The 23310-nt window shown below is 52.8% G+C and carries 19 protein-coding genes and 1 tRNA gene; 9 read left to right on the plus strand and 11 right to left on the minus strand.

Annotation, left to right across the window (positions count from 1 at the left end; all coding sequences use genetic code 11):
- Positions 1–1017 precede the first annotated feature (1017 nt).
- Positions 1018–1260, plus strand: a complete 243-nt coding sequence (locus ACXAFR_RS24730) for a hypothetical protein (protein WP_475182193.1) — start codon at positions 1018–1020, stop codon at positions 1258–1260.
- A 114-nt stretch (positions 1261–1374) separates the two neighbouring features.
- Here ACXAFR_RS24730 and ACXAFR_RS24735 read toward each other — a convergent pair.
- The 5 genes from ACXAFR_RS24735 to rpsU form a co-directional block, all read right to left on the minus strand.
- Positions 1375–1451: transfer RNA gene (locus ACXAFR_RS24735), tRNA-Ile, on the minus strand.
- Positions 1452–1717: 266 nt separating this feature from the next.
- On the minus strand, positions 1718–3589 hold the full coding sequence (gene rpoD, locus ACXAFR_RS24740) for an RNA polymerase sigma factor RpoD (protein WP_475182196.1): 1872 nt from the start codon (positions 3587–3589) through the stop codon (positions 1718–1720).
- A gap of 190 nt (positions 3590–3779) precedes the next feature.
- Complete coding sequence (gene dnaG / locus ACXAFR_RS24745) at positions 3780–5807, minus strand: DNA primase (RefSeq protein ID WP_475182197.1); 2028 nt, start codon at positions 5805–5807, stop codon at positions 3780–3782.
- Between the two features lie 140 nt (positions 5808–5947).
- Positions 5948–6400 (minus strand): GatB/YqeY domain-containing protein, encoded by a 453-nt coding sequence (locus ACXAFR_RS24750; protein WP_475182200.1) that lies wholly within the window; start codon positions 6398–6400, stop codon positions 5948–5950.
- A 132-nt stretch (positions 6401–6532) separates the two neighbouring features.
- The gene (rpsU, locus tag ACXAFR_RS24755; protein ID WP_475182202.1) at positions 6533–6748 is read right to left on the minus strand and encodes a 30S ribosomal protein S21; all 216 of its coding nucleotides are present in this window, start codon (positions 6746–6748) and stop codon (positions 6533–6535) included.
- A 313-nt stretch (positions 6749–7061) separates the two neighbouring features.
- Between rpsU and tsaD the strand changes: the two genes are divergently transcribed.
- Both tsaD and folB read left to right on the plus strand, forming a co-directional pair.
- Complete coding sequence (gene tsaD, locus ACXAFR_RS24760; RefSeq protein ID WP_475182307.1) at positions 7062–8090, plus strand: tRNA (adenosine(37)-N6)-threonylcarbamoyltransferase complex transferase subunit TsaD; 1029 nt, start codon at positions 7062–7064, stop codon at positions 8088–8090.
- Positions 8091–8129: 39 nt separating this feature from the next.
- The gene (gene folB / locus ACXAFR_RS24765) at positions 8130–8486 is read left to right on the plus strand and encodes a dihydroneopterin aldolase (RefSeq protein ID WP_475182310.1); all 357 of its coding nucleotides are present in this window, start codon (positions 8130–8132) and stop codon (positions 8484–8486) included.
- Positions 8487–8538: 52 nt separating this feature from the next.
- On the opposite strand, the gene ACXAFR_RS24770 is transcribed toward folB, so the two are convergent.
- The 3 genes from ACXAFR_RS24770 to ettA form a co-directional block, all read right to left on the minus strand.
- A complete protein-coding gene (locus ACXAFR_RS24770) occupies positions 8539–8862 on the minus strand; it encodes a TraR/DksA family transcriptional regulator (protein WP_475182204.1) in 324 nt (107 codons plus the stop codon).
- 60 nt (positions 8863–8922) lie between these two features.
- Positions 8923–9348 carry an Hsp20/alpha crystallin family protein gene (locus ACXAFR_RS24775; RefSeq protein WP_475182207.1) on the minus strand — a complete coding sequence of 142 codons (426 nt, stop codon included), beginning with the start codon at positions 9346–9348 and terminating at the stop codon, positions 8923–8925.
- 170 nt (positions 9349–9518) lie between these two features.
- Positions 9519–11183, minus strand: a complete 1665-nt coding sequence (ettA, locus tag ACXAFR_RS24780; RefSeq protein ID WP_475182209.1) for an energy-dependent translational throttle protein EttA — start codon at positions 11181–11183, stop codon at positions 9519–9521.
- A gap of 303 nt (positions 11184–11486) precedes the next feature.
- On the opposite strand from ettA, the gene ACXAFR_RS24785 reads away from it, so the two are divergent.
- Positions 11487–13571 carry a sensor domain-containing protein gene (locus ACXAFR_RS24785; RefSeq protein WP_475182210.1) on the plus strand — a complete coding sequence of 695 codons (2085 nt, stop codon included), beginning with the start codon at positions 11487–11489 and terminating at the stop codon, positions 13569–13571.
- An 81-nt stretch (positions 13572–13652) separates the two neighbouring features.
- Here ACXAFR_RS24785 and ACXAFR_RS24790 read toward each other — a convergent pair whose 3' ends face one another.
- On the minus strand, positions 13653–15278 hold the full coding sequence (locus tag ACXAFR_RS24790; protein ID WP_475182213.1) for a methyl-accepting chemotaxis protein: 1626 nt from the start codon (positions 15276–15278) through the stop codon (positions 13653–13655).
- A gap of 201 nt (positions 15279–15479) precedes the next feature.
- On the opposite strand from ACXAFR_RS24790, the gene glyA reads away from it, so the two are divergent.
- The gene (gene glyA / locus ACXAFR_RS24795) at positions 15480–16742 is read left to right on the plus strand and encodes a serine hydroxymethyltransferase (protein WP_475182214.1); all 1263 of its coding nucleotides are present in this window, start codon (positions 15480–15482) and stop codon (positions 16740–16742) included.
- A gap of 60 nt (positions 16743–16802) precedes the next feature.
- Here glyA and ACXAFR_RS24800 read toward each other — a convergent pair whose 3' ends face one another.
- Both ACXAFR_RS24800 and ACXAFR_RS24805 read right to left on the minus strand, forming a co-directional pair.
- The gene (locus ACXAFR_RS24800; protein WP_475182217.1) at positions 16803–18416 is read right to left on the minus strand and encodes a cation:proton antiporter domain-containing protein; all 1614 of its coding nucleotides are present in this window, start codon (positions 18414–18416) and stop codon (positions 16803–16805) included.
- Between the two features lie 109 nt (positions 18417–18525).
- Positions 18526–19497 (minus strand): Ppx/GppA phosphatase family protein, encoded by a 972-nt coding sequence (locus ACXAFR_RS24805; protein ID WP_475182219.1) that lies wholly within the window; start codon positions 19495–19497, stop codon positions 18526–18528.
- Positions 19498–19743: 246 nt separating this feature from the next.
- On the opposite strand from ACXAFR_RS24805, the gene nrdR reads away from it, so the two are divergent.
- The 4 genes from nrdR (at position 19744) to ribBA (ending at position 23310) form a co-directional block, all read left to right on the plus strand.
- The gene (gene nrdR / locus ACXAFR_RS24810) at positions 19744–20208 is read left to right on the plus strand and encodes a transcriptional regulator NrdR (protein ID WP_475182313.1); all 465 of its coding nucleotides are present in this window, start codon (positions 19744–19746) and stop codon (positions 20206–20208) included.
- A gap of 26 nt (positions 20209–20234) precedes the next feature.
- Complete coding sequence (gene ribD / locus ACXAFR_RS24815; RefSeq protein ID WP_475182220.1) at positions 20235–21368, plus strand: bifunctional diaminohydroxyphosphoribosylaminopyrimidine deaminase/5-amino-6-(5-phosphoribosylamino)uracil reductase RibD; 1134 nt, start codon at positions 20235–20237, stop codon at positions 21366–21368.
- A 96-nt stretch (positions 21369–21464) separates the two neighbouring features.
- Positions 21465–22130 (plus strand): riboflavin synthase, encoded by a 666-nt coding sequence (locus ACXAFR_RS24820; protein ID WP_475182223.1) that lies wholly within the window; start codon positions 21465–21467, stop codon positions 22128–22130.
- A 22-nt stretch (positions 22131–22152) separates the two neighbouring features.
- The gene (gene ribBA / locus ACXAFR_RS24825) at positions 22153–23310 is read left to right on the plus strand and encodes a bifunctional 3,4-dihydroxy-2-butanone-4-phosphate synthase/GTP cyclohydrolase II (RefSeq protein WP_475182225.1); all 1158 of its coding nucleotides are present in this window, start codon (positions 22153–22155) and stop codon (positions 23308–23310) included.

Here is a 23310-nt window from a genome sequence, read left to right on the forward strand (position 1 = left end):
ATTTCTCAGTAATGGATCAATCGAAATTCACTCCCGTAGACACTGGCTTCTATCCGAAAAGATTTAGCGCTCCACGACGAAGATACGGAGCCTTTTGGGTGGAAAAAACTACGGGGTAAAATCATGGAATCTGTAGCACTGCTATCGGACAATCTAAAAAAACCGCTCTAGCTTTAGTCATAAAAGCGCTAGCTCTTTGGCGCCCATATTGTTTTATGGTCTATAGGCAGAATCTAGTTTTATTTTAACTGTAGCTATCAGTTGTTTTAGGATCGATCTTTATTGCCGCATTCAATTTCTTCTTCATTGTAGATTTATTAAGGCCCCAGGTAAAAAAACCTATACATCTGCGTTTAGTGTGAATTAGCATGAGTATACATGTGGTGTTATTGGTTATTAATTCAGGGACGTTGATAATAAGTGATTCTATATAAAGGAGCTGCGCCTGGAACATTTTGGGCATTACCCCAGAACGACCCAATCCAAAATGGATTCAAGGGGCCCGGTAGAGCCTCACTTTCTGTAGGTACTGTAACTCGGCACATAATTAGTTACTCTCATTCTGTTACCCCTTTCTCTTCATTTTCTCGCTCCTACGATGTTGCTTATTCCTACGCTTTATATAGTAGTGGCTGTGGAAGAGCCTCTCGAAATAATCCCGGTCTGATTTTTGAGGTGGACATCGAGGATTACCTTGTTTTAGATCCAATTGCATATCTCGCAAGTAATGTGAGCTTCGTCCATTCGCATGATGGTGGGCAGGAACTCATCCGAGGGATAGCAAATAACATGAATAAGCGTATACTGAAAAAAAGTGTAAAGCAGCGACCACATACACAGCAGAAGCCGCCCAATGTGTCACATGAACTACAATCCTTAATATGGTGTATACGCGACGCTGAGGTATTAATAGACTACGTTGCACCACAGTTTGTAGTGACTGCCTATCTGGTATTTTGATGGATTTATTAGCTTTTGCGACAACGCACCATGGCAAATGATTCGGAGCAAGGTTCTATGGAACATGTTATCCCGATAGAGATCGATTTAGGGGCTGGCTGGTGTGCCACCCATTTTGACTCAAGGGGGGCGATTGCCATGATTACATTAAAAAATCTAACCAGTGATTCTAATGCATTCCTATGTTTGGATATGGGAAAAGAGGTTTTTTTGGGTGAAGCTCCTGCAGGAATTCCAAGTATTAATCAAATTACAGAGAAATTATTACAAGACCCGGAAATAAGTCGAATATTCGAATAAGCAATACTTTTCTACAGCCAATCCGAACCGGAAATCATCTGGGCTGAGTTAGGAACTGAAGTACTCGTTTTAACTCTAAAAGTCTAGAGTGCTTGGATTTGGTCGGTGAGAGAATGGTGGGCCCAGCAGGACTTGAACCTGCGACCTGCCGATTATGAGTCGGATGCTCTAACCAACTGAGCTATAGGCCCCTAAACTTGATCTTTTGCCCGCTGAGATCGTCGCGTACTCTCGGTGCTCGGTCATGTACTTGATGTACACTTTCCTCTCACCGCTGCGCGGCTCCTGCTCAGCAGTCAAAAAATATACTGCGTTTACAGCTTGATTTATTCACTGATTAACACCTTGCGTATTATCAGTGATGTCTCTTAACTCCTTGAGTCGCAAGACAAATCAAGCAATTGCCGCGGGGCGCATTATAAAGCGCTCCCGCAGCGGTTTCCATCTTTGTGATGACTTAATCGTCGATAAAGCCGCGCAGATGGTCGGAGCGGGAAGGGTGGCGCAGTTTGCGCAGGGCCTTCGCTTCGATTTGACGGATACGCTCACGGGTGACGTCGAACTGCTTACCGACTTCCTCAAGGGTGTGGTCGGTGTTCATGTCGATACCAAAGCGCATTCTCAGTACTTTGGCTTCGCGAGCGGTTAGGCCGGCCAGTACTTCTTTGGTGGCTTCTTCCAAACCTTGAGAGGTGGCGGAATCCACAGGAGAGGTAATGCTGTTGTCCTCGATAAAGTCGCCCAGGTGCGAATCTTCGTCGTCCCCGATCGGGGTCTCCATAGAGATAGGCTCTTTGGCGATCTTCAAGACTTTGCGGACTTTGTCTTCCGGCATGTCCATACGCACACCCAGTTCTTCTGGGGTAGGTTCGCGTCCCATCTCTTGCAGCATCTGCCGGGAAACCCGGTTGAGCTTGTTGATGGTTTCGATCATGTGGACCGGAATACGGATGGTTCTGGCCTGGTCCGCAATGGAGCGGGTGATGGCCTGACGAATCCACCAGGTCGCATAGGTCGAGAACTTGTAGCCGCGACGGTATTCGAACTTGTCGACGGCTTTCATCAAACCGATGTTGCCTTCCTGGATCAGATCGAGGAACTGTAAACCGCGGTTGGTGTACTTCTTGGCGATTGAGATAACCAGACGCAGGTTGGCCTCGACCATCTCTTTCTTGGCGCGGCGAGCACGGGCTTCACCGATGGACATGCGACGGTTGATCTCTTTGATGGCTGAGAGCTCAAGACCGGTCTCTTCCTGAATTTGCAGCAGTTTACGCTGTGAACGCAGGATGTCTTCGGCGACCAGGCGGATGGACTCGGAGTAGTCGCGCTTTTTCTTGATGACTTCTGGAATCCACTCTTCGTTGATCTCGTTGCCAGGGAATTCCTTAATAAAGGTCTTACGTGGCATTTTACCGTAACGAACACACAGCTCCATGACGCGACGCTCTTCGGCGCGAACGCGATCAAGAACCGTGCGACAAGCACCGTAAATAGGGTCGAACTGACGTGGCGGCAGCTTGAAGAATTTGAAGACATCGCCGAGGGTTTCCAGAGCGGTGCCAGCTTCTTTGCTGTCGCGACCCTGGCTGTCGAGCGCGGCTTCGGCAGCCGCTAAGGCTTGCTCAAGCTCTTCGAAGCGCTGGCGAGCTTCTTCTGGGTCTACCCCAGAGGTGGCCTCATCATCATCGTCGCTGGAATCGTCGTCGCCGTCTTCGTCATCATCCTCGTCGTCATCCTTCGAGTTTTTCTCTGGCTCGGCCAGTAGAGCACTGTCATTGGTTGGCGTTGCAGCGGCGACTTCTTCAGAGGGGTCGAGCCAGCCAGCGATAACATCGGGGATGCGACGTTCTTCGACTTCAATCAGCTTGTATTCGTCCAGCAGTGCACGAACAGCACCCGGCCAATAGGCCATGGCGTGCATTAATTCGCGGGTGCCTTCTTCAATACGCTTGGCGATGGCGATCTCACCTTCGCGGGTAAGAAGTTCTACGGTGCCCATTTCGCGCATGTACATGCGGACTGGGTCAGTGGTGCGGCCGGCTTCGGTTTCTACCGCGGCCAGGGCAGCGGCCGCTTCGGCAGCGGCGATTTCGTCGGCGGAGGATTCGCCGTCGGCCATCAATAGGGTATCTGCATCCGGTGCGGTTTCGAACACCTGGATACCCATATCGTTAATCATCTGTATAATGTCTTCCACCTGATCCGGGTCTGAGATATCCTCAGGCAGGTGGTCATTAACCTCGGCGTAAGTCAGGTAGCCCTGATCACGTCCGCGGGTAATCAACTCTTTAATGCGGGACTGTTGCTGAGCAGATTGTTCAGTCATTCGAGTTCCTGTAACTAGATCGTGAACTGAAGGCAGAAAGCCGTCTATTATAGCCTGAATGTTGTTCCGTCGGCTATTAAATCAACCCCTGCCTATCGATTTTGGTTGAAAACTCTTGTAGATTCCGGTATTCGACCGAAATCTGGCGCGTTTTCTTGCGCTCTATCACTGTTTATTGGGCTGTACGGGCCTATCTCGATCCCTGGTTCAGGTGCAATTCCCGAATCAGCTGCTTTTCTTCATCGCTCAAATCCTGAAACCTCTTCTGGCTGAGTCTAGCAAGCTGTTCGCGTTTGCGTTGGTCGATCATTTGCTTTTCCAGACGTTGTAAGCAGTTATGGTATTCCCCAGCCATGTCACAGTCGGGGTGTAAGCGGCTGTTGTGCAGCAGATCTGATGCGGCCAAGTTGGCGAGCTTTTCGGTGGACTCCGAGCCATAGCGGGCGCGCCAAAAGCCCAGAATTTTTGACAGTGTATAGCCGGGGCGATCTTTCAGAAGCTGCAGTAACGTCACGAATAGCTGTAGATCCGGATGTTGGCTGGCTTCGATTTCCGGCAGTTCCGGGGTCGATTCTGCCAATTCCGGGTGCTGCAGTAACAGCGCAATGATCAATTGGCTGGCGGGCATCTTGATCGCTGTCTGTCGGGGTTGGTAGGCAATCTCCTGCGCTTGGCCTGCGATTTCAGGGGGATGACCTGACGGCGGCATATCATCGTAGTAGGCCGCCATGTCGTCGTCCCAGGACACGTCTTCCAGTGGTGCTTCGTCGTAGGGCGGAGGGGCGTCCAGGTACTGTGGACCCTCTCCAGGCTCTGGCATTTCCTGCGGCGGTGGCGGTGGGACGTCCCGCTCGCTGCGCGATGTCGATGCTTGAGGCTGTGTGGTTAATCTCGGTGCTGGTGGCGTCGGTTCTGGCTCGCTGTCGATCAGTTCCTGCAGAGTTTCGCGGGGAACATCCGTGCGCTTGGCCAGATTGTCGTACATCAACTCCCGAAATATGCCCTTGGGCAATCGGTGTAGGAGCGGTGCGACTTTTTTGCTGAAGCGAGCGCGGCCTTCCATAGTGCGAAGGTCGATGCCTTCTGAGGAGGCGTCGAAGATAAACTCTTCTAAGGGCAGAGCCAGATCCAGCATGTGGTTAAATTTGGTGGCGCCCACTTGCCGAATCAAGGTGTCCGGGTCTTCGCCCTCTGGCAAGAATAAAAATTTTACTTGGCGGCCATCTTCCATCGCTGGCAGTGCGGATTCCAACGCTCTCAGCGCCGCATTGCGCCCAGCTTTGTCGCCGTCAAAACAAAAAATGACTTCCTGAGTGTGGCGAAAGGCCAATTGCAAATGCTCTGGCGTGCAAGCGGTACCCAGTGTGGCGACAGCGTAGCGGATGCCAAACTGGGCCAGGGCGACCACATCCATATAGCCTTCAACCACCAGGAGTCTTGTCGGTTGACGTAAATCTTGTAGGACTTCGTAGAGTCCGTAGAGCTCTCGGCCCTTGTGGAAAATCGGGGTCTCGGGCGAATTCAGGTATTTGGGTTTGGAGTCGTCGAGCACGCGGCCACCAAAACCGATAACCCGGCCGCGGGTATCGCGAATCGGGAACATGACCCGATGGCGGAAGCGGTCGTAGGAGGTGCCCTTGTCGGGGTTTTCCACCACCATTCCCGCTGTTTTCAGGCGTTGCGCGGGGGATTTTTCTGCGCCGAGTGTGTCGAGCAGGTTGTTCCAGCCGGGCGGTGCAAAGCCGAGGGAGAAATCTTTGGCGATGCGGCCGTCTAGTCCTCGTTGGCGCAGATAGTTGACGCACTCCATGCGCTTGTCGTTCTGTCGAAGTTGGTCGACATAGAACTGCCGTGCCTTTTCCATTAATTGAAAAAGCTCCTTCAGTTCTTTGGCGCGCTGGCTTTCGCGTTCGTTTTGCTCTTTTGGGACGGTTAGGCCAACGGTGGCGGCCAGTTGTTCAATCGCGGTCGGAAAGTCGACACGGTCATATTCAAGGACGAAATTGAGCGCCGTGCCGCTGGCGCCGCAGCCAAAGCAATAATAAAACTGTTTGTCGGGGCTGACGGTAAACGAAGGGGTTTTTTCGTCGTGAAACGGACAGCAGGCGCTGTAGTTTTTACCGGCTCGTTTGAGTTTTACCCGTGAGTCGACGACTTCGACAATGTCGAGTCTTGCCAAAAGGTCATCGATAAAGGATTGTGGGATGAGGCCAGCCATTGTCCACGGGTCCGTCGGGCGCAGTGTCCGTCAGTAGCAAATATGTCAGTGGTCAAGCAGGTCGACCGCAATCGAGGTCGGTGCCTGCTCGTAGGATCCAGGTGCGAGTGGGGGCGGCTTCTGGCCGAGGGGCTGGCAGATTAGGCTGTCAGTTGCGCCTTGACCATCTTGCTGATCGCACCCATGTCGGCGCGGCCCTGTACTTGTGGCTTGATTATAGCCATGACCTTGCCCATGTCTCCAGGTGCGCTGGCGCCGCTGGAGCTAATGGCATCCGCGACAATGGTGGTGATTTCGTCTTCGCTCAACGCCTGGGGCAAAAACTCTTCAATGACCAGCATTTCCTGGCGCTCTTTGGCGGCCAGTTCATCGCGGCCAGCGTCTTCGAACTGGGTGATGGAATCTCTGCGCTGCTTGCACATTTTATCCAAGACAGCCAGCAGGCGCTGATCGTCGACATCGATGCGTTCGTCGACTTCAATGCGTTTAATTTCAGCTTGAATCAACCGCAGTGTTGTCAGGCGCTCTTTTTCTTTCGCGCGCATGGCATCTTTGGTTGCTGATTTTATACGGTCTTTGATTTCTGTAGACACAGAAAGCTCCGGTGCATTAGCACAGTCATCGAAGGTGAGATTTCAGCATTAAGTCGACAGAGCGTCGACTTAAGGGGTGATTCAATGGGCGCTGTATTTTTTTGCAGAGTTGCTAAACAGCGCTGGCAAAGATCAGTAGAGGCGCTGGAACTTGCGAGATTCGCGCTGAACCTTTTTGGCGTGACGCTTAACAGCAGCTGCGGCAGCGCGCTTGCGAACAGTGGTTGGCTTCTCGTAGAACTCGCGACGACGAACTTCAGCCAGAACACCGGCTTTTTCGCAGGAGCGCTTGAAGCGGCGCAAAGCAATATCAAATGGCTCGTTTTCTTTGATCTTTACAGAAGGCATTCGGTTTCCTGTAACTAACTCAATGTAATTTATGAAGATTCGGGCGGATGATTGTGTAAACCCGCTCGTAAGAGGTGACTCTCGCGGCGTCAGCTACCCGAAATACCGTTCAGGCCGCACAGATCTGACAACAGCCCTAATCTAAAGGGCGCAAATTTTATACAGATGGTGACGGGGATGCAAGGATTTCTGCGTTCGCAAGCCCAAAGCCGTATATGAGTTGGTTCTGAAGGGCTGTCTGCTTATGATAGCGGCCTTTCTCGGGGCCGGTGTCCCAAGTTTAACCGGCGATGGCGCGCGGAGGCCAGAAAAAATGCGAGTGTTAGGTATTGAAACATCCTGTGATGAAACGGGGGTTGCGATCTACGACAGTGAGCAAGGTTTACTGGCCGACCGGCTCTACAGTCAGATCGAGTTGCACAAGGCGTTCGGTGGTGTCGTGCCGGAGCTGGCATCACGGGATCATGCCCGCAAGATTTTGCCTCTGATCACGCAGGTTTTGGACGATGCGCAGATGTCCGGAACCGACCTTGACGCGATTGCCTACACCGCAGGGCCAGGGCTTCTGGGTGCGCTGCTGGTTGGCGGCTGTGTTGGTCGTTCCCTGGCCTATGGCTGGAAGATCCCGGCTGTGGGCGTGCATCATATGGAGGGTCACCTATTGGCTCCGATGCTTGAGGAAAACCCACCGGCGTTTCCCTTTGTCGCCCTGTTGGTCTCTGGCGGCCACACGCAATTGGTGCAGGTGAATTCGATTGGTGACTACCAGATTCTTGGCGAGTCCCTGGATGATGCCGCCGGTGAGGCATTTGATAAAGTGGCGAAAATGTTGGGGCTGGATTATCCCGGAGGCCCCAATGTGGCGAAACTGGCAACACAGGGGGATCCCGAGCGTTTTACCTTTCCTCGCCCGATGATCGATCGTCCGGGTTTGGAATTTAGCTTCAGCGGTTTAAAGACGTTTACCTTAAATACGGTAACCCGGCACACGGACAAGCAGGGTATTGTCGATCCGCAAACGAAAGCCGATATTGCGCGTGCCTTTGAGGAGGCTGTGGTCGATACCTTAGCTCGCAAATGTGTTCGTGCCTTACAGCAGACGGGATTAAAGACTATCGTGATGGCAGGCGGGGTGGCCGCTAATCGACGTTTAAGAGCGGTCTTGCAGGAAAAGTTGGGCAAGATAGGTGGTGAGGTTTTTTATGCCCGGCCGGAGTTTTGTACCGATAATGGGGCGATGATTGCGTTTGCCGGCTGTCAGCGGCTGCTGGTTGGTCAATCCGAAGATTTGAGCGTTAAGGCTCAGGCGCGCTGGAATATAGAAAGTTTACCTGGTGTTTGACTCCCGGCGAATAAAGGACAAAGAGATAACAGGACTATGATGGACATTATTTTTATTCGTGAGTTGGCGCTAGATACCGTCATTGGCATTCATGCCTGGGAGCGCCAGGTTCGGCAAACATTGTTGTTGGATTTGGAGATGGCCACCAGTATTGCGAAGGCGGCAGAAACCGACGACATTCGCCAGACCCTGAACTATCAGGCGATTTCTGAGCGCCTGTGTGAGTTTGCAGCGGAACATCAGTTCTTATTGATTGAGAGAATGGCAGAGGAGATTGCGCAGGTCATTCTGGAGGAGTTCAGTGTGCCCTGGGTTCGTTTGACATTGAGCAAGCCGACTGCCTTGCCGGGCACGCAATCGGTCGGCGTCATGATCGAGCGGGGCGAGCCTCGCTAGCGCCAGCAGCCTGGTGGGTGTGGCGCTGTTTCAGACCGAAATCACCGGGGGACTAGTGTGCCTTTGCGGCGCAGTGTATGCAGGTTACGGCAGTTGGTAAGGCTAATAACCTTGCCGTATCTATTGGTTGTTGGCACTGCTGACAGATGCCGAATTTATCGCCCCCCAAGGTTTTCAGCACTTTCTCCAGGCTTACAATTTCTCTGGCGGTTTTGCTGGCGAGGGTTTCCAAAACTTCATCGTTTTCTCGCTCCTGCGCCTGTTCGGCCCAGTCGCGGCTGTAACTTTTCTGTAAATCCAACTCCAGAGCCATCAACCGTTGGTTCAACTCGGCTTTGCGCTTCAGAAGTGTTTTACGAATATCAATATGTTTCATAGCCGGGCTCTAAAATAGGCGGCCCTAAGGCCGCCAACAGGGGGTGGGGTTACATCATGCTCATGTAATTTCAATGCGACGGCTTTCGGCCTCTTGAGGCCCGATCTTGGGGGCAGTCAACGTCAATATTCCATTGTCAAAATTGGCGCTGATGTCGCTCTGCTGGACGCGATCTCCCAGTGTAAAACTGCGAGTAAAGCGTCCATAGCGGCGTTCTTGCCGCAACACCCGTCCATCTTTTTCTTCACGATCTTCCATGACGGATTCTGCTTCGAGAGTCAAAACACCTCTCTCAAGACTGATGTGAATGTCTTCCTTTTTTACGCCGGGCAATTCCGCCGTAATGATATAGAGATGATCCTTTTCTCTGACATCCACGCGCGGCGTAAAAAAGTTGCCGCTGTTTTCACTGACGAGCCCCGGGGTTTGAAACCGGTCAAAAAAGCTGTCGAAGTCAAACAGAGAACTGCGGGGAACAAGACTCATAAGACCCTCCTTTTGAAAAGGTAGCTTTATTGAAGGAGCGCTATAAGTATTTGCCTTGCGGAGTCTGGGCGTATTGAGCCAGATCAATAGCTTGTTGAGTTGGGGAAAATCGGTAAGCTTGGAGGGAGAGGAAGGGCCGGTTATTGCCAGCCCTTTTGTAACGGAGGGAATCAGCTTTTCAGTGGTTTGTACTTCATACGATGAGGTTGTGCTTTCTCGCCTTTGCGGGCGATAAAGTCTTCATGATATTCGGTGTAGTTCCCTTCGAAAAACACGACTTCGCTGTCGCCTTCATACGCCAGAATATGTGTGGCAATCCGATCGAGAAACCAGCGGTCGTGGGAGATGACCAGTGCGCAGCCAGGGAAGTTTAACAGTGCATCTTCAAGGGCTCGCAGCGTTTCTACATCGAGGTCGTTGGACGGTTCGTCAAGGAGCAGCACGTTGGCACCTTGCTTCAGCGTGTTAGCCAGGTGCAGTCGACCGCGCTCCCCACCAGAAAGTTCACCGACACGTTTTTGCTGGTCTGAACCTTTGAAGTTAAAGCGGCCCACGTAAGAGCGGGAATTGATCTCGTAATTGCCGATATGCAGAACATCCTGGCCGCCGGAAATTTCTTCCCATACGGTTTTTTTATCGTCCAGGTTAGCGCGGCTTTGTTCGACGAATGCCACGTCGACGGTTTCGCCGATGGTGATGCTGCCCGTGTCCGGTTGTTCATTGCCGGAAATCATTCGAAATAGCGTAGATTTACCTGCACCGTTACCGCCGACAATACCCACGATTGCGCCTTTGGGGATGGCAAAGCTGAGGTTATCGAACAACAGGCGACCCTCGAAGGATTTGCTGACGCCGTCAAATTCAATGACTTTGTCGCCCAAGCGCTGACCTGGTGGAATGTAGATCTCGTTGGTTTCATTGCGCTCTTGGAATTCCTGGCTTTGCATCTCTTCAAAGCGAGCAAGACGGGCTTTGTTTTTCGCGCGGCGACCTTTAGGGTTTTGGCGAACCCATTCCAATTCTGCTTTGATGGCTTTTTGATGCGAAGCCTCTGAGCGCTGTTCCTGCGCCAGTCGCGCTTCTTTTTGCTCGAGCCAGCTGGAGTAATTACCCTCGTAAGGAATGCCGTGGCCTCGGTCGAGTTCCAAAATCCAGCCCGCGGCATTGTCGAGAAAATAGCGATCGTGTGTGATGGCGACGACAGTGCCAGGAAAATCCACCAGGAAACGCTCCAACCAATAGACGCTTTCGGCATCCAGGTGGTTGGTGGGTTCGTCGAGGAGTAGCATATCCGGGCGGGACATGAGTAGACGACAGAGTGCTACCCGGCGCTTTTCACCGCCGGATAATTTCGTGACATCGGCATCCCAAGGTGGCAGTCGCAGAGCGTCGGCTGCCGCTTCGAGTTTATGGCTTAGGTTGTGGGCATCCCAGCTTTGAATGATATCTTCCAGTTGCCCTTGTTTCTTTGCCAATGCGTCAAAATCGGCATCGGGTTCCGCATAGGCGGCATATACCGCATCCAAGTCGGCCAGAGCATCCAGTGCCTCGCGGACACCATCTTCCACGTTGCCGCGTACGTCTTTGGCTGGGTCCAGTTGGGGCTCCTGCTGTAAGTAGCCGACCTTGATGCCGGGCATTGGCCGGGCTTCGCCGTTGTAGTCTTTGTCGACGCCCGCCATGATTTTCAGCAGTGTGGATTTGCCGGCACCGTTGAGGCCAAGAACGCCGATCTTGGCACCGGGGAAAAAGGAGAGCGAAATGTCTTTCAGAATCTCCCGTTTGGGCGGGACGACTTTACCGACTCGGTTCATTGAATAGACATATTGTGCCATGGATGGATAAGACCTCGTTGTGAAGTTGGGTGGTGGCGCTGCGGGGGTGCAAGTGTCGGAAAATCGCCGGATAGAGTCAATGGCGAAGGTACAGGTCGCCGCCGTCAGAATCTGCGCAACGTCAGGGAAAACTTCCCGGAATTAACGAAATCAAAACGCTGTTTTTAGAGTTCTTCACTATATCTGCAGCAAACAGCGCGCTATGTGAAGATATCTTTCTATACTTGGGAAGCTAAAGTTTGTATTCTTCGGGTATCACAATAATAAACAACTCTCGGCTTGACGCCGAATGAGGGAGGCGCTGTGTCGCAACAGGACCAAACACAGATGAACTATCTGTTGGAGCAGGCTCGCGCTGAACTCAGCGACCTGGTTCTCGGGGTTCGTGCGGATGGCACTATGCATTATGTCAGCGCTTCCGTTGAAACTGTGCTCGGGTACAGCGATCGTGTTTTCCAACGCCTCTACAACCACGCCATTCAATATGCCGATGACAAGCGCTTTCTCGGTGTTCAGAAGTTTATTCAGCGTCAGCTCGACAAGTTAAAAGCTGAAATAAAAACGGGTTATGCCTGCGAGCCAGAAATCCTGGCAATGAATCACCGCGATGGATTCCGAGTCACCTTGAGTGTGCAGTGTATTCCGTCGATGGACCCTTCCGGGGAGATGCGCGGTGCTGTTTGTATTTGTCGTGATATGAGCACCCGCAGGCATCCTGTTGATAATAATGCGCTCGCCTCAGCGGTGTTTGAAAACACCTTGACCGGAATTTATGTCACCGACGCTGAAGGAAAAATTACCCAGGCCAATCAGAGCTTTACGCGCTTTACCGGCTACGATGTTGAGGAAATTCTCGGCCAGACGCCGAGAGTCATTGATATCGAACGCTATTCACCAGCGTTTTTTCAGTCTATCACCGACAGTTTGCAGGCAAACGACTGCTGGGAAGGGGAAATTCAGCACCGCCATAAGGACGGACATGTGTTTCCTGCCTGGGTTGCGATCACGGTTTTGCGTGATTGTGATAACAAGGTGGTGAATACCATCAGTTGTTTTTCGGATATTACCGAAAAGAAAAACAGTGAAAACCGGATTCAACGTCTGGCCTTTTTTGATCCTTTAACCGGCCTTCCGAATCGCAGCCTTTTCAATGACCGTTTAGCCCAGACGATCAGTCGTGCCCAGCGAAACAGTTCACAGGTGGCCTTGCTGTTGTTGGACCTAGATCGGTTTAAGGTGATTAATGATTCATTGGGGCATGCGCTCGGCGATGCTCTCCTGCATCAAGTCGGTCAGAGAATCAGTGATTGTGTGCGCTGTGAGGATACTGTCGCCCGAATGGGGGGAGATGAATTTGCTGTCATTATTGGTGATCTGAAGAGTCACGAGAGGGCGGTGACCAATGCCACGAATATTGCAGAAAAAATTCGTTCGGCGTTGATGCAGCCTTTCCCTTTACGGGGGCAGGAGCTCTTCAGCAGCGCCAGTGTCGGCATTGCCTTTTTTCCATCGGACGGCAGTGAACCGAAAACGCTACTGCAAAATGCTGACGCTGCGCTAAATCATGCGAAAAGCGCCGGTAAAAATAATTATCAGTTTTACACCCGATCTTTGAATGAAAAAGCCCGTCAGCGCTCAAGCATGGAAAATGAGCTGCACCAGGCGGTTAAAGAGATGCAGTTCGAGTTGCACTATCAGCCGATCGTGTCGTTGATCGATGGGCACCGTACCGGCTATGAGGCGTTGGTGCGTTGGAAGCATCCCGATAAAGGCCTGATTTTACCCAATGAATTTATCAGCATTGCGGAAGAGACTGGGCTGATACGGCCACTGGGATCCTGGGTGTTACGACAAGCCTGTCAGCAGTGGAAGCGCTGGCGCAGACGGGGCGGTGATTGTCCGAGGATCGCCATGAACGTGAGCGCCTTGCAATTCTCTGGCGGCTATCTCGTAAGCTCCTTGCAGGATGTGTTATCACAGCAGGAAATCCCGGCTGGTGCTTTGGAAGTCGAGATCACCGAAAGTGTGCTGATGCACGATCACCAGTTCACGTTGCAGACGTTAGAAGAGCTGACTCGTTTGGGGATTGGGATCGTTATCGACAATTTCGGAATCGGTTATTCGTCGTTGAATTACCTGAAACGTTTTCCGGTGACGGCGATCAAGGTCGATCGCAGTTTTGTAGCCGGTCTGCCCGCTCGCGAAGATCAACGCATCGTGCAGGCGATTGTCGCTCTGGCGCATAGTCTGGGATTACGGGTGACGGCAGAGGGCGTGGAAAGCAAGGCTCAGTTAGACTTTCTGACAACTTTGGGCTGTGATGAGGCTCAGGGGTATTTGTTGAGTCAGCCAGTACCGGCGCGGCGCGCGCTGAGGGCAGTGAGCTAGGCGGCTAGTTCAATGGTGCGAGAAGCCAACGCTCGGACGTGGACGTGCGCGGGCAGTCGTAATAGCTGCCCGCTAACATCGTTAAACACGGAAGTTGGCGACGTTTCTCGAGAGGGCTTGAGAGCCTTCAAATAGTTTTCCGGAAATGCGATGCACATCTTCAAGAATCTTCGAGGTAGCATCGATTTCTTTCTTCAGGTGAGACAGTCCCGACACAATTTCTTGAGATGAGGCCGCTTGGTCTTTGGTCGAGCGCGCGGTGTTTTCTGCCTGTTGTTTCACATGGGTGACTTGAGCGCTAATCTGAGAGAGGGAGTCTTCTGTCGTGCGAATTGCGGTTTGAGATTCGTCGGCAATTTTCTGACCATCGGTTATGGCAGATACCACATTGCTGACACCGTTCTTCAAGCGTTCAATCACAGAATTAATTTCGTCAGTAGACTGTTGGGTACGGGTGGCCAGAGTTCTGACCTCGTCGGCAACCACGGCGAAGCCGCGTCCTTGTTCCCCTGCGCGGGCGGCCTCAATCGCCGCATTCAACGCGAGTAAATTGGTTTGTTCCGCGATGCCGCGAATAACATCCAGTACTGAGACAATTTGTTCGGAGTCACTCTGTAACACCTCTGCCAAGCGGGTCGCATTGTCGATCGTTGAGCGGGTTTTTTCCATACTGGCCAGAGTTTGACTGATGTTTTGCTGGCCACGAGTCGAAATGTCTCCGATGTCGGTCATTTGTTCGGCAGTGGTGCGGGTCGATTCTGCGGCCATGCCGATGGCGGTTACCAAGCGCTCCATTTCTGCCACTGCGCGATCTGCGGTGGAGGATTGAATTTCGGCACGGCTGTGGTTGTCGCGTGAGGATTCATTCAGGGTGGTCGACGACCGTATGATTTGCTGTGATTCGGATTTGACGTCCAGTACCAAGGTGCGGAGGTTGCCGAGAAACGCGTTAAAGGATTTTGCCAGCTCTCCAAGCTCGTCGTTATTGCTGACGGGTATTTGCTGAGTCAGGTCTCCATCGCCGGATGCGATGGTGTTAATCCGGTCTCGCAACAGAAGAATTTTCTTCGCCAGCATGTTAGGTAGAACGTAGGTTAACGAGGCTGTAATTATGACAAGTAGCGCTATCGCTGCCAGGGTAATGGTGCGGTTGCGATCAATTTTGGCGATCTGTTGGTCTCGCAGCGCTGCCATGGTTGCGGCGGCGTTTTCGCCCGCGGCATCGTAGAGTTCTCTAAGTGCACTGAAGTGCTGATTGCCCGCACCGTTCAGTATGGCGAGGGCGCCAGACTGATCGCCGGCGTTGATTCGGCTGACGGCGTCGGCGGTGGTGCGCTCCCACGCCCTAAAACCATTTTCCAGTTGCTGGCGGTCGATGGTGACATCGCTGTGAGCTGCCAAGAGTTCATTGAAGCGTGCGATGCGATTCTTCGCTTGGTCACGATTTTCCTCAATGGTTGCCGCCGCCGCTTGGCGGGCACTGTTACTGGTCGCCAGGATTTGCTCAAATTCGCCAACGCGAGCTTGGTACAAATCCCGGTCAGCTTGTAGAACTGAGTCAATAGCTGGCAGGAAGCTGCCAGAAAATGATTCCAGATCATCCTTAAGCAGTGAGATCGATCGTTGGTCAACGCTGCCGAGTACCACCAGGCCCACCGTCAGTATGCCCAGGGGTAGGGCAAAGCGACTTTTTAAACTAGAGAACATGCTTATAGCCTTTATGTATCCACATCCAATATTGTTCCTGAAGTATAGAAGCGGTATTAACTCGTCGCCGGATTGTTTGGCGCAAATTTCCGCCTTATGAAAGGTCCCTCTTGGGCGCGAGCGGTTGAATAGTGTACAATCGCCGCCCTTTTTCCCTGGGTACCGTTTCACGGCCCTCTACTAACTTGAAAGGCTGCCGTCATGTTTGAATCGACTTCGTCGCTAGAATCATTTGATCCAGAAGTTTGGGAAGCGATCTGCCAGGAAGAGTGCAGGCAGGAAGAGCACATCGAGCTGATCGCATCGGAAAACTACACCAGTCCATTGGTCATGGCTGCCCAGGGGACTAAGCTGACGAACAAGTATGCCGAAGGCTACCCTGGTAAACGCTATTACGGCGGTTGCGAGTATGTCGATAAGGCAGAAGCGTTGGCGATCGCACGTGTTAAAGAGCTGTTCGGAGCTGCCTATGCCAACGTTCAGCCTCACTCGGGATCTCAGGCTAATGCGGCGGTCTATCAGGCGCTGGTCAGCCCTGGTGATACGATCCTCGGAATGAGTCTTGCCCACGGCGGTCATTTGACTCACGGGGCTAGCGTTAACTTCTCTGGTAAGACGTATCACGCGGTGCAGTACGGCCTGAATCCAGAAACTGGTGAGGTCGATTACGATGAGGTCGAGCGCCTCGCGCTGGAGCACGAGCCTAAAATGATTGTTGCGGGTTTCTCTGCGTATTCGCAAATTATGGATTGGCAGCGCTTCCGCGACATCGCTGATAAAGTAGGTGCCTATCTGTTCGTTGATATGGCGCATGTTGCCGGTCTGGTCGCGGCGGGTGTTTATCCTAGCCCTGTTGCCATCGCTGACGTTGTTACTTCCACGACTCACAAGACGCTACGTGGCCCTCGCGGTGGCATTATCATCGCTCGGGAAAATGAAGAGATTGCCAAGAAGCTCAATTCTGCGGTTTTCCCCGGTGGCCAGGGTGGGCCTTTGATGCACGTCATCGCAGCTAAGGCGGTTTCGTTTAAAGAAGCCATGTCGGATGAATTTCGCACTTACCAGCAGCAGGTGGTCACCAATGCGAAAACCATGGCGGCAACCTTTATTGATCGTGGGTTCAAGATCGTATCGGGTGGTACTGAAAACCATTTGATGCTGGTAGATTTGATCGGCAAAGACTACTCAGGTAAAGATGCAGACTTCGCGCTTGGTGAAGCCAATATAACCGTCAACAAGAACTCTGTGCCCAACGATCCTCGTTCACCGTTTGTGACGTCAGGTATTCGTGTCGGTACGCCAGCGATCACCACTCGGGGATTTGCCGAGAAGGAAGTGGCGCAGCTGACCCACTGGATGTGCGATGTTCTGGACAGTTTGGGAACGGATCGCTCCGAGGCGGTCATCGCTGAGGTGAAAGCGAAGGTCCTTACATTGTGCAAGGAGTTTCCGGTATACGGCTAAGGCCTGCCAATTAACCACAGGGAGCCGTCTGGCTCCCTGTCGGATCACGCCCTGCGTCAATCAGCTGTGGGCGATAGCCGGTTCTTCAGGCTCTTCCTTTACCACTTTTTCTTTCCCTATCAGCGTCAGCGCTTCTTCGGCAAAGCCCGTACCCGCCTCCGTAAAAAAGTTAAAGACTTTATCGATGCCCATATTAAGAAGGTGATTGCGATCGTCTTCGTAGCGGGCGATCGCGGCGATCATGCCTTGATAGTTAGCCGCTCTGGCCTGCTTGGTGGTATTGAGCATGTCTTCTATGGATGGCAGGGAGAGAAGAATCATCTTGATGGATGAGGTATCCAGGTTGTCCCAGAAATCTGCGTCTTCGCCATCCCCAAGAAATACATGGACCCCTCGCTGTTGCTGCACTTCGACCCGCTGCCGATCCGAGTCCATGCCCCAGACGTTATCTCCGAGCACGGTGTAGAGTGCTTCAAAAGCCCCGCGGCCGACTCGACCCATCCCGATCACCAGGATTTCTGCATTCTGGGGCTGAATCACTTCGTCTTCCGGTAGGCGACGGTGCCGCTCAAAGCGTCTCAGGTAGGAGTTTATGCGACGGTAAATACCGTGGGCTCGCCGATAAAGAATGTTGGTGAAAACAAACGAAATGGAGATGGCAACGGCGAGCACGACCAGCCAGTGTGGATCAAGCCAGCCGCTTTCACTGCTGATGTCGGCCACAATCAGACCGAATTCACTGAAGTTGCTTAGCGCTAAAGAGGTTAGAAAAGCCGTGCGAACTTTTAGGCGCAATGCAGCGAGAACCGCGAAACACAGCAAAAACTTGACCGGTAGCAGTACCGATAGCAGTAGAGCTGATGCCAGCATCTCCATATCTGGCAGTTCGGTAAAGCCGATCGATAGGAAAAAACCGATTAAAAACAGGTCCTTGAAGCTCATTAAAGACTTGTTGAGTTCCGAGGCTTTCGGGAAATGGCTCAGCATCATACCGGCGATCAAAGCACCCAGGTCGCCTTTAATGTGCACCAAGTCAAACAGCTGGTAGCTGCCCAAAGCGAGAAATAAACCGGTCAAGGGCAGTAGCTCGCCGTGACCCGCACGCTGCATGATCCAGTTAAACGCCGGGCGGAATGGGATAAGCAACAGTAACAATGGCGCGTAGATGGAGGGCGTTTTGCCCGTGGCAAGGACCAGAAATGCGACGGCGACAACGTCCTGCATAACCAGGATAGAAATCGCTAAGCGGCCGTGACGGGTTCGGATTTCACCGCTCTCTTCCAGCAGTTTTACTACGCAGACAGTGCTGGAAAAGCTGCCGGCAAAGGCCAACAGCGCAGCACTTTGTTGGTCGACTCCAACATACAGTGACAGGGATAGGGCGGCTCCGCCGAGCAAAAGCGGCAGCGATACGAGCAGCCAGAGAACCATAGGGGCGAGAGTGCCTGCCCAGACTTCAGGCTTCGTAAGCGACCAGGGGTTTAGCTTTAAGCCGATGGTGAAGAGCATTAGGGTGATGCCGAGGTCGGCCAGCTCGGTCAGACTTTCTGTGGGTTGGAAGCCGAGAAAGTTCAGCAGAAAACCCGCGCAGAGGTAACCGATCAAGGGGGGAAGAGAGATCAGTTTAACGCCTATCCCGCAGAGGAAGGCAAACAGGATCCAGGCAAATTCCATGGGCTGGCTTCAGGCTCCAAGTCAAAACCCGGTGGACGGGCGCAGTGGTTCAACAAGTATCTTGGCGATGAATAGTGCCAAAGGTTATAGGTTTAGGATAGCAAAGCAACTATTTGGCTATAGAGAGAGGTATTTCTTCATCCAGATTGACGTTTAGGGAATTATTCAGTCCTTGGGCGAGGGCAGCTGTCTCCAGCAGCAATCCCTCTCTTAATGCAGATTGACTGAAGGTCAATTTGGTCACGTCGAACAGTTTGGTGACGCCGATCAATATGGCGAGTCCTCCGCACAGTAGATCGGCGCGATCACTACCGACGCCGGCAATATGAACTGCGCTGCTGGTTGGGAAGAGCAGTAAATGCGTTTTGATGTCTTCCAGCGTTGCTGGTGTCAGCGGACCTTTCGACAGCTTAAGCGTTTTGGCGCAAGTGACGAGGCTACGTATTGTGCCCGATGAGCCATAGACTTGCACGAAGGGCGCTGTCTGTATCTCTGGTTGCAGTCGCGCTTTCAGAATGTCCGTGCAGGACTGAATGGCTCTTTGAAATGCGTCTTCGCTCAGTTTGCGGTTGCGGAAAAATTGTTGGGTGTAGGTGACACAGCCGACGGGAATACTTTGATACAGTCGTGGCAGGGCACTGTCGCCGAGTGCAATCTCTGTACTGCCTCCACCGATATCAATCATCAGGCGCTGTCCTGGTGTCGGGTGTTCTGAGTAGACGCCGCTGTAGATCAGGCGAGCTTCATCGTCGCCACTGAGCACTCGGATTGGGTGGCCCAGCCTCTGTTCTGCCGCTGGGTGCAGATCCTTAAGGTTGCTTGCTGTACGAAACGTGTGGGTGGCAACGCATTGGATGTGGTCGATGTGGTGCTCGCGGAGCCGCTGTCCAAATTCGGATAAGGCTCTTAATGCTCGCTGTATGGCTCGTTTGCTCAGCTGGTTTTCCCGGTTAAGACCCGCGGCGAGCCGCACCCGGATACTCTCCCGATGGATGCTGTGAATTTTACCGGAGCGGACCTCGGCGATCGCCAGGTGAAAGCTGTTTGATCCGAGATCCAAGGCGGCGACACATAGAGTCATGTAGAACGAACGCTAGTTGGGGTGAATGTCGTTGTTTTTCCGTGGATTACCGGTTTTTAAATTGTAGACGGATGGCGCGGGATCACCAACGGTTTCCTGGCTTTACGACAGCGAATTGCCAAAAATTCCCAAAAACATGACGCCATCTGGCTTTTATTGCCTCGAATCTCCCGGTTAGCACTGTCATGGCGCACAGTGGAAAGGGGATGTGCTATCATGCAGCCTTTATGTCCTGTGGATGGCGCCATGCATTGTCCGTTCTGTCGTGCATTAGATACCAAGGTTATCGACTCGCGTCTGGTTGCTGATGGTGACCAGGTGCGGCGCCGTCGTCAGTGTCTTTCCTGTAATGAGCGTTTTACCACCTACGAAACCGTCGAACTGGTGTTGCCACGGGTCATTAAACAGAATGGCACCCGCGAACCCTTCGCTGAAGAAAAGTTGCGCGCCGGCTTGCTCAGAGCAGTCGAAAAGCGGCCTGTAAGTGCTGAAGCCATTGAATCCGCCATCAGCAGCATAAAGCATGGTTTGCAGGCGGGCGGTGAGCGGGAAGTTCCTGCGCGTTCGATCGGGGAGCGTGTGATGGAGGAGCTTCGCGCGCTCGATGAAGTGGCTTACGTACGTTTCGCTTCAGTCTATCGGCGCTTCAAAGACCTCAACGAGTTTCGTGCGGAAATCGACCGCCTGGAAAAAAATCCCAAAGATTACTAAACGTCCTGTTTTCATAAGTTTAATTCATGTCGGTACATTTAGATCAGCTTCTTCCTGAAGATGCCAGCTACATGGCTCGTGCGCTCCAACTGGCGGCGAAGGGCCTTTACAGCACTATGCCGAACCCTAGGGTCGGTTGTCTGTTAGTGAAATCGGGGCAGGTTGTTGGAGAAGGTTGGCATCGTAAAGCGGGTGAAGCTCACGCTGAAGTTGTGGCATTGGCAGAAGCCGGTGAGGCCGCCGTCGGAGCAACTGTCTACGTAAGTTTGGAACCTTGCAGTCATTATGGGCGCACCGGCCCGTGTTCTGAGGCGCTTGTCGCGGCGGGTGTTGCACGGGTGGTATACGCGATGACAGACCCAAACCCAAATGTCAGCGGCAGAGGCATTGCGCGTTTGTTATCGGCGGGTATTGAGGTTACTGGGCCTATTCTTGAAAAAGAAGCCTGGGCGTTAAATCCTGGTTTTATCCGGCGCATGGAATCCGGGCGTCCATGGGTGCGATTGAAAATGGCGATGAGCATGGATGGCCGCACGGCGATGGCTGATGGCAGCAGTAAATGGATTACTGGGCCGGCTGCGCGCGCTGACGTACAAAAGCTGCGGGCTCGCTCATGCGCCATTATCACCGGAATTGGCAGCGTGCTATTGGATGACCCGTCACTGACGGTTCGTACCAATGAACTGAACCTTGAGGACGCTGAATTAGCCGCCAGCGTTCAGCCGTTGCGGGTCGTGCTGGATTCAGAGCAGAAGCTTCCCCTCGGCGCTAAGGTGTTACAATCGCCCGCCGATTTAATAGTGGTTAGCACTCAATCGAAGTTCCGGCTAGATATTGAAAGTACGGGTGCTGGATTTGTATCTCTGCCGGGTGCGAACGGTGTGGATTTGCGCGGGTTGTTGGACTATCTGGCTCAGCAGCGAGCTTGCAATGAGGTTATGGTCGAGACGGGGGCAACACTGGCCGGTGCCTTTTTGCGTCAAGGCTTGGTCGATGAGCTGATCATCTATATGGCGCCTAAATTAATGGGAAGTCTGGCTCGGCCATTGTTTGAATTGCCTCTGGAGTCCATGGCGTCCAGTTTACCGTTGCAAATCAACGATGTGCGCATGGTTGGGTCGGATATCCGGGTAACGGCAGCGCCAGATCCTGAAGCCTGATTCACGGAGGCTAACCAAGGGTTGATTGTCATCTCAAACGCAGAGCGTTACGAGATGGCGCCGCCTTCGAGTCTCGCGATTACCGGAAGGAGAGCTATGTTTACTGGAATTATTGAAGCGATTGGGACCATCGCTGCGATGGAGCCCCGCAATGGCGATTTACGTCTGCGGATTGCATCGGGAGAGCTAGATCTCGCCGATGTTTGTCTGGGGGACTCGATTGCGACCAACGGCGTTTGTCTCACAGTGATTGATCTTCCCGGAGATGGGTATTGGGCCGATGTTTCTGTTGAAACGCTGGACATTACAACCTTACGCGAATTGCGCGTGGGCGCCAGAGTCAATTTAGAAAAAGCCCTGACCCCCCGAACGCGTCTGGGGGGGCATCTGGTCAGCGGTCATGTCGACGGTGTTGGTGAGGTGATGCAGAGAAATCCCGATGCGCGTTCTGAACGATTTCGCATTCGTGCGCCCGAAGCGCTCGCCAGATATATCGCGCACAAAGGGTCTATAACCGTGGACGGGACCAGTCTTACCGTCAATGCAGTCGATGGCTGTGAGTTTGAGTTGAATATCGTACCTCACACGCTCGAAAAAACGGTTATGGGAGATTATCGTCCCGGCACTCGGGTCAATCTGGAAGTGGATGTGATCGCGCGCTATCTGGAGCGGTTGCTCATGGGAGATAAAGCTGCGCAGCCGACTGCCAAAGGCATTGATTTGGCGTTTCTTGCAGAGCACGGCTTCTATCGCGGCAATTAGTCGGAGACGAGACGGAACAGGTATGAAGTTACATAAAATCGAAGAGCTGATCGACGATATTCGCCAGGGCAAAATGGTCATTCTGATGGATGATGAAGATCGCGAAAATGAGGGCGATCTTGTCATGGCGGCAGAACAGGTGCGCGCAGAAGACATCAATTTTATGGCGACTCACGCCCGGGGATTGATTTGCCTGACCTTGTCCCCGGCGCGCTGTAAGCAGCTGGATCTGCCACTGATGGTGACCGATAACATGGCTCAACATTCGACGGCGTTCACGGTATCGATTGAAGCCGCCGAAGGCGTGACGACCGGGATATCCGCCGCCGATCGCGCCCGCACGGTACGTGCTGCCGTCGCTCGAGATGCCCAGCCTTCCGATATCGTGCAGCCGGGACACATCTTCCCGCTGATGGCGCAGCCCGGTGGCGTGCTCAGTCGCGCCGGCCACACTGAGGCCGGGTGCGACATGGCTCGCCTGGCGGGTTTTGAAGGAGCCAGCGTCATCGTTGAAATTATGAACGAGGACGGTACTATGGCGCGCCGTCCAGACCTGGAACGCTTTGCCGAAAAGCACGATCTCAAAATTGGCACCATCGCGGATCTGATTCACTACCGGTCTTTGCACGAAAAGACCGTTGCCTGCACTCAAGAGCGGCAAGTGCAAACCCGTTTTGGCGATTTTCGTCTTTTGACGTATTTGGACAAAGCACGCAACGAAAAACACTTTGCGTTCATCCTCGGCGACTTGACGGGCGGCGAACCTCCGCTTGTTCGCGTCCACGTCGGTAGCACCGCGAGGGACGTTTTTAAAATTCGACGGGCACAGGACGATCGCTATGCACCCTGGACGTTTGATCGCGCAGCGAAACGCATTGCGGAAGAAGGCCGGGGGGTGATCGTGATGATTTGCCACAACGAAACCACCAATGATGTCGACGAGGCGATCGACTGGTTGTTGTCCGGCAAGCAAGAACGGCCCAGTCAAGACCTGGTTTACAAGCAAGTCGGTACAGGGTCGCAGATTCTGCGGGATCTGGGCGTGAAAAAAATGCGCCTAATGAGTGCCCCATTTCGATTTAATGCGATTTCCGGCTTTGATCTGGAAGTTGTGGAATACATCAGCAGCCGTCTCGACGGCGATATGGAGGCTGTGGAACCCAACGCAGCGCCAAATTAA

Source organism: Pseudomaricurvus sp. ABR4_320, from assembly GCF_056159445.1.

Excerpts from the sequence above, each read along its gene's own strand:
- tsaD (WP_475182307.1), top strand. The coding sequence starts at position 7,062 with ATGCGAGTGTTAGGTATTGAAACATCCTGTGATGAAACGGGGGTTGCG.
- ACXAFR_RS24800 (WP_475182217.1), bottom strand. The coding sequence starts at position 18,416 with ATGGAATTTGCCTGGATCCTGTTTGCCTTCCTCTGCGGGATAGGCGTT.
- folB (WP_475182310.1), top strand. The coding sequence starts at position 8,130 with ATGGACATTATTTTTATTCGTGAGTTGGCGCTAGATACCGTCATTGGC.
- ribBA (WP_475182225.1), top strand. The coding sequence starts at position 22,153 with ATGAAGTTACATAAAATCGAAGAGCTGATCGACGATATTCGCCAGGGC.
- glyA (WP_475182214.1), top strand. The coding sequence starts at position 15,480 with ATGTTTGAATCGACTTCGTCGCTAGAATCATTTGATCCAGAAGTTTGG.
- nrdR (WP_475182313.1), top strand. The coding sequence starts at position 19,744 with ATGCATTGTCCGTTCTGTCGTGCATTAGATACCAAGGTTATCGACTCG.
- ACXAFR_RS24790 (WP_475182213.1), bottom strand. The coding sequence starts at position 15,278 with ATGTTCTCTAGTTTAAAAAGTCGCTTTGCCCTACCCCTGGGCATACTG.
- ACXAFR_RS24730 (WP_475182193.1), top strand. The coding sequence starts at position 1,018 with ATGGAACATGTTATCCCGATAGAGATCGATTTAGGGGCTGGCTGGTGT.
- dnaG (WP_475182197.1), bottom strand. The coding sequence starts at position 5,807 with ATGGCTGGCCTCATCCCACAATCCTTTATCGATGACCTTTTGGCAAGA.
- ettA (WP_475182209.1), bottom strand. The coding sequence starts at position 11,183 with ATGGCACAATATGTCTATTCAATGAACCGAGTCGGTAAAGTCGTCCCG.
- ACXAFR_RS24805 (WP_475182219.1), bottom strand. The coding sequence starts at position 19,497 with ATGACTCTATGTGTCGCCGCCTTGGATCTCGGATCAAACAGCTTTCAC.
- rpoD (WP_475182196.1), bottom strand. The coding sequence starts at position 3,589 with ATGACTGAACAATCTGCTCAGCAACAGTCCCGCATTAAAGAGTTGATT.
- ACXAFR_RS24775 (WP_475182207.1), bottom strand. The coding sequence starts at position 9,348 with ATGAGTCTTGTTCCCCGCAGTTCTCTGTTTGACTTCGACAGCTTTTTT.
- ACXAFR_RS24820 (WP_475182223.1), top strand. The coding sequence starts at position 21,465 with ATGTTTACTGGAATTATTGAAGCGATTGGGACCATCGCTGCGATGGAG.
- ACXAFR_RS24770 (WP_475182204.1), bottom strand. The coding sequence starts at position 8,862 with ATGAAACATATTGATATTCGTAAAACACTTCTGAAGCGCAAAGCCGAG.
- rpsU (WP_475182202.1), bottom strand. The coding sequence starts at position 6,748 with ATGCCTTCTGTAAAGATCAAAGAAAACGAGCCATTTGATATTGCTTTG.
- ribD (WP_475182220.1), top strand. The coding sequence starts at position 20,235 with ATGTCGGTACATTTAGATCAGCTTCTTCCTGAAGATGCCAGCTACATG.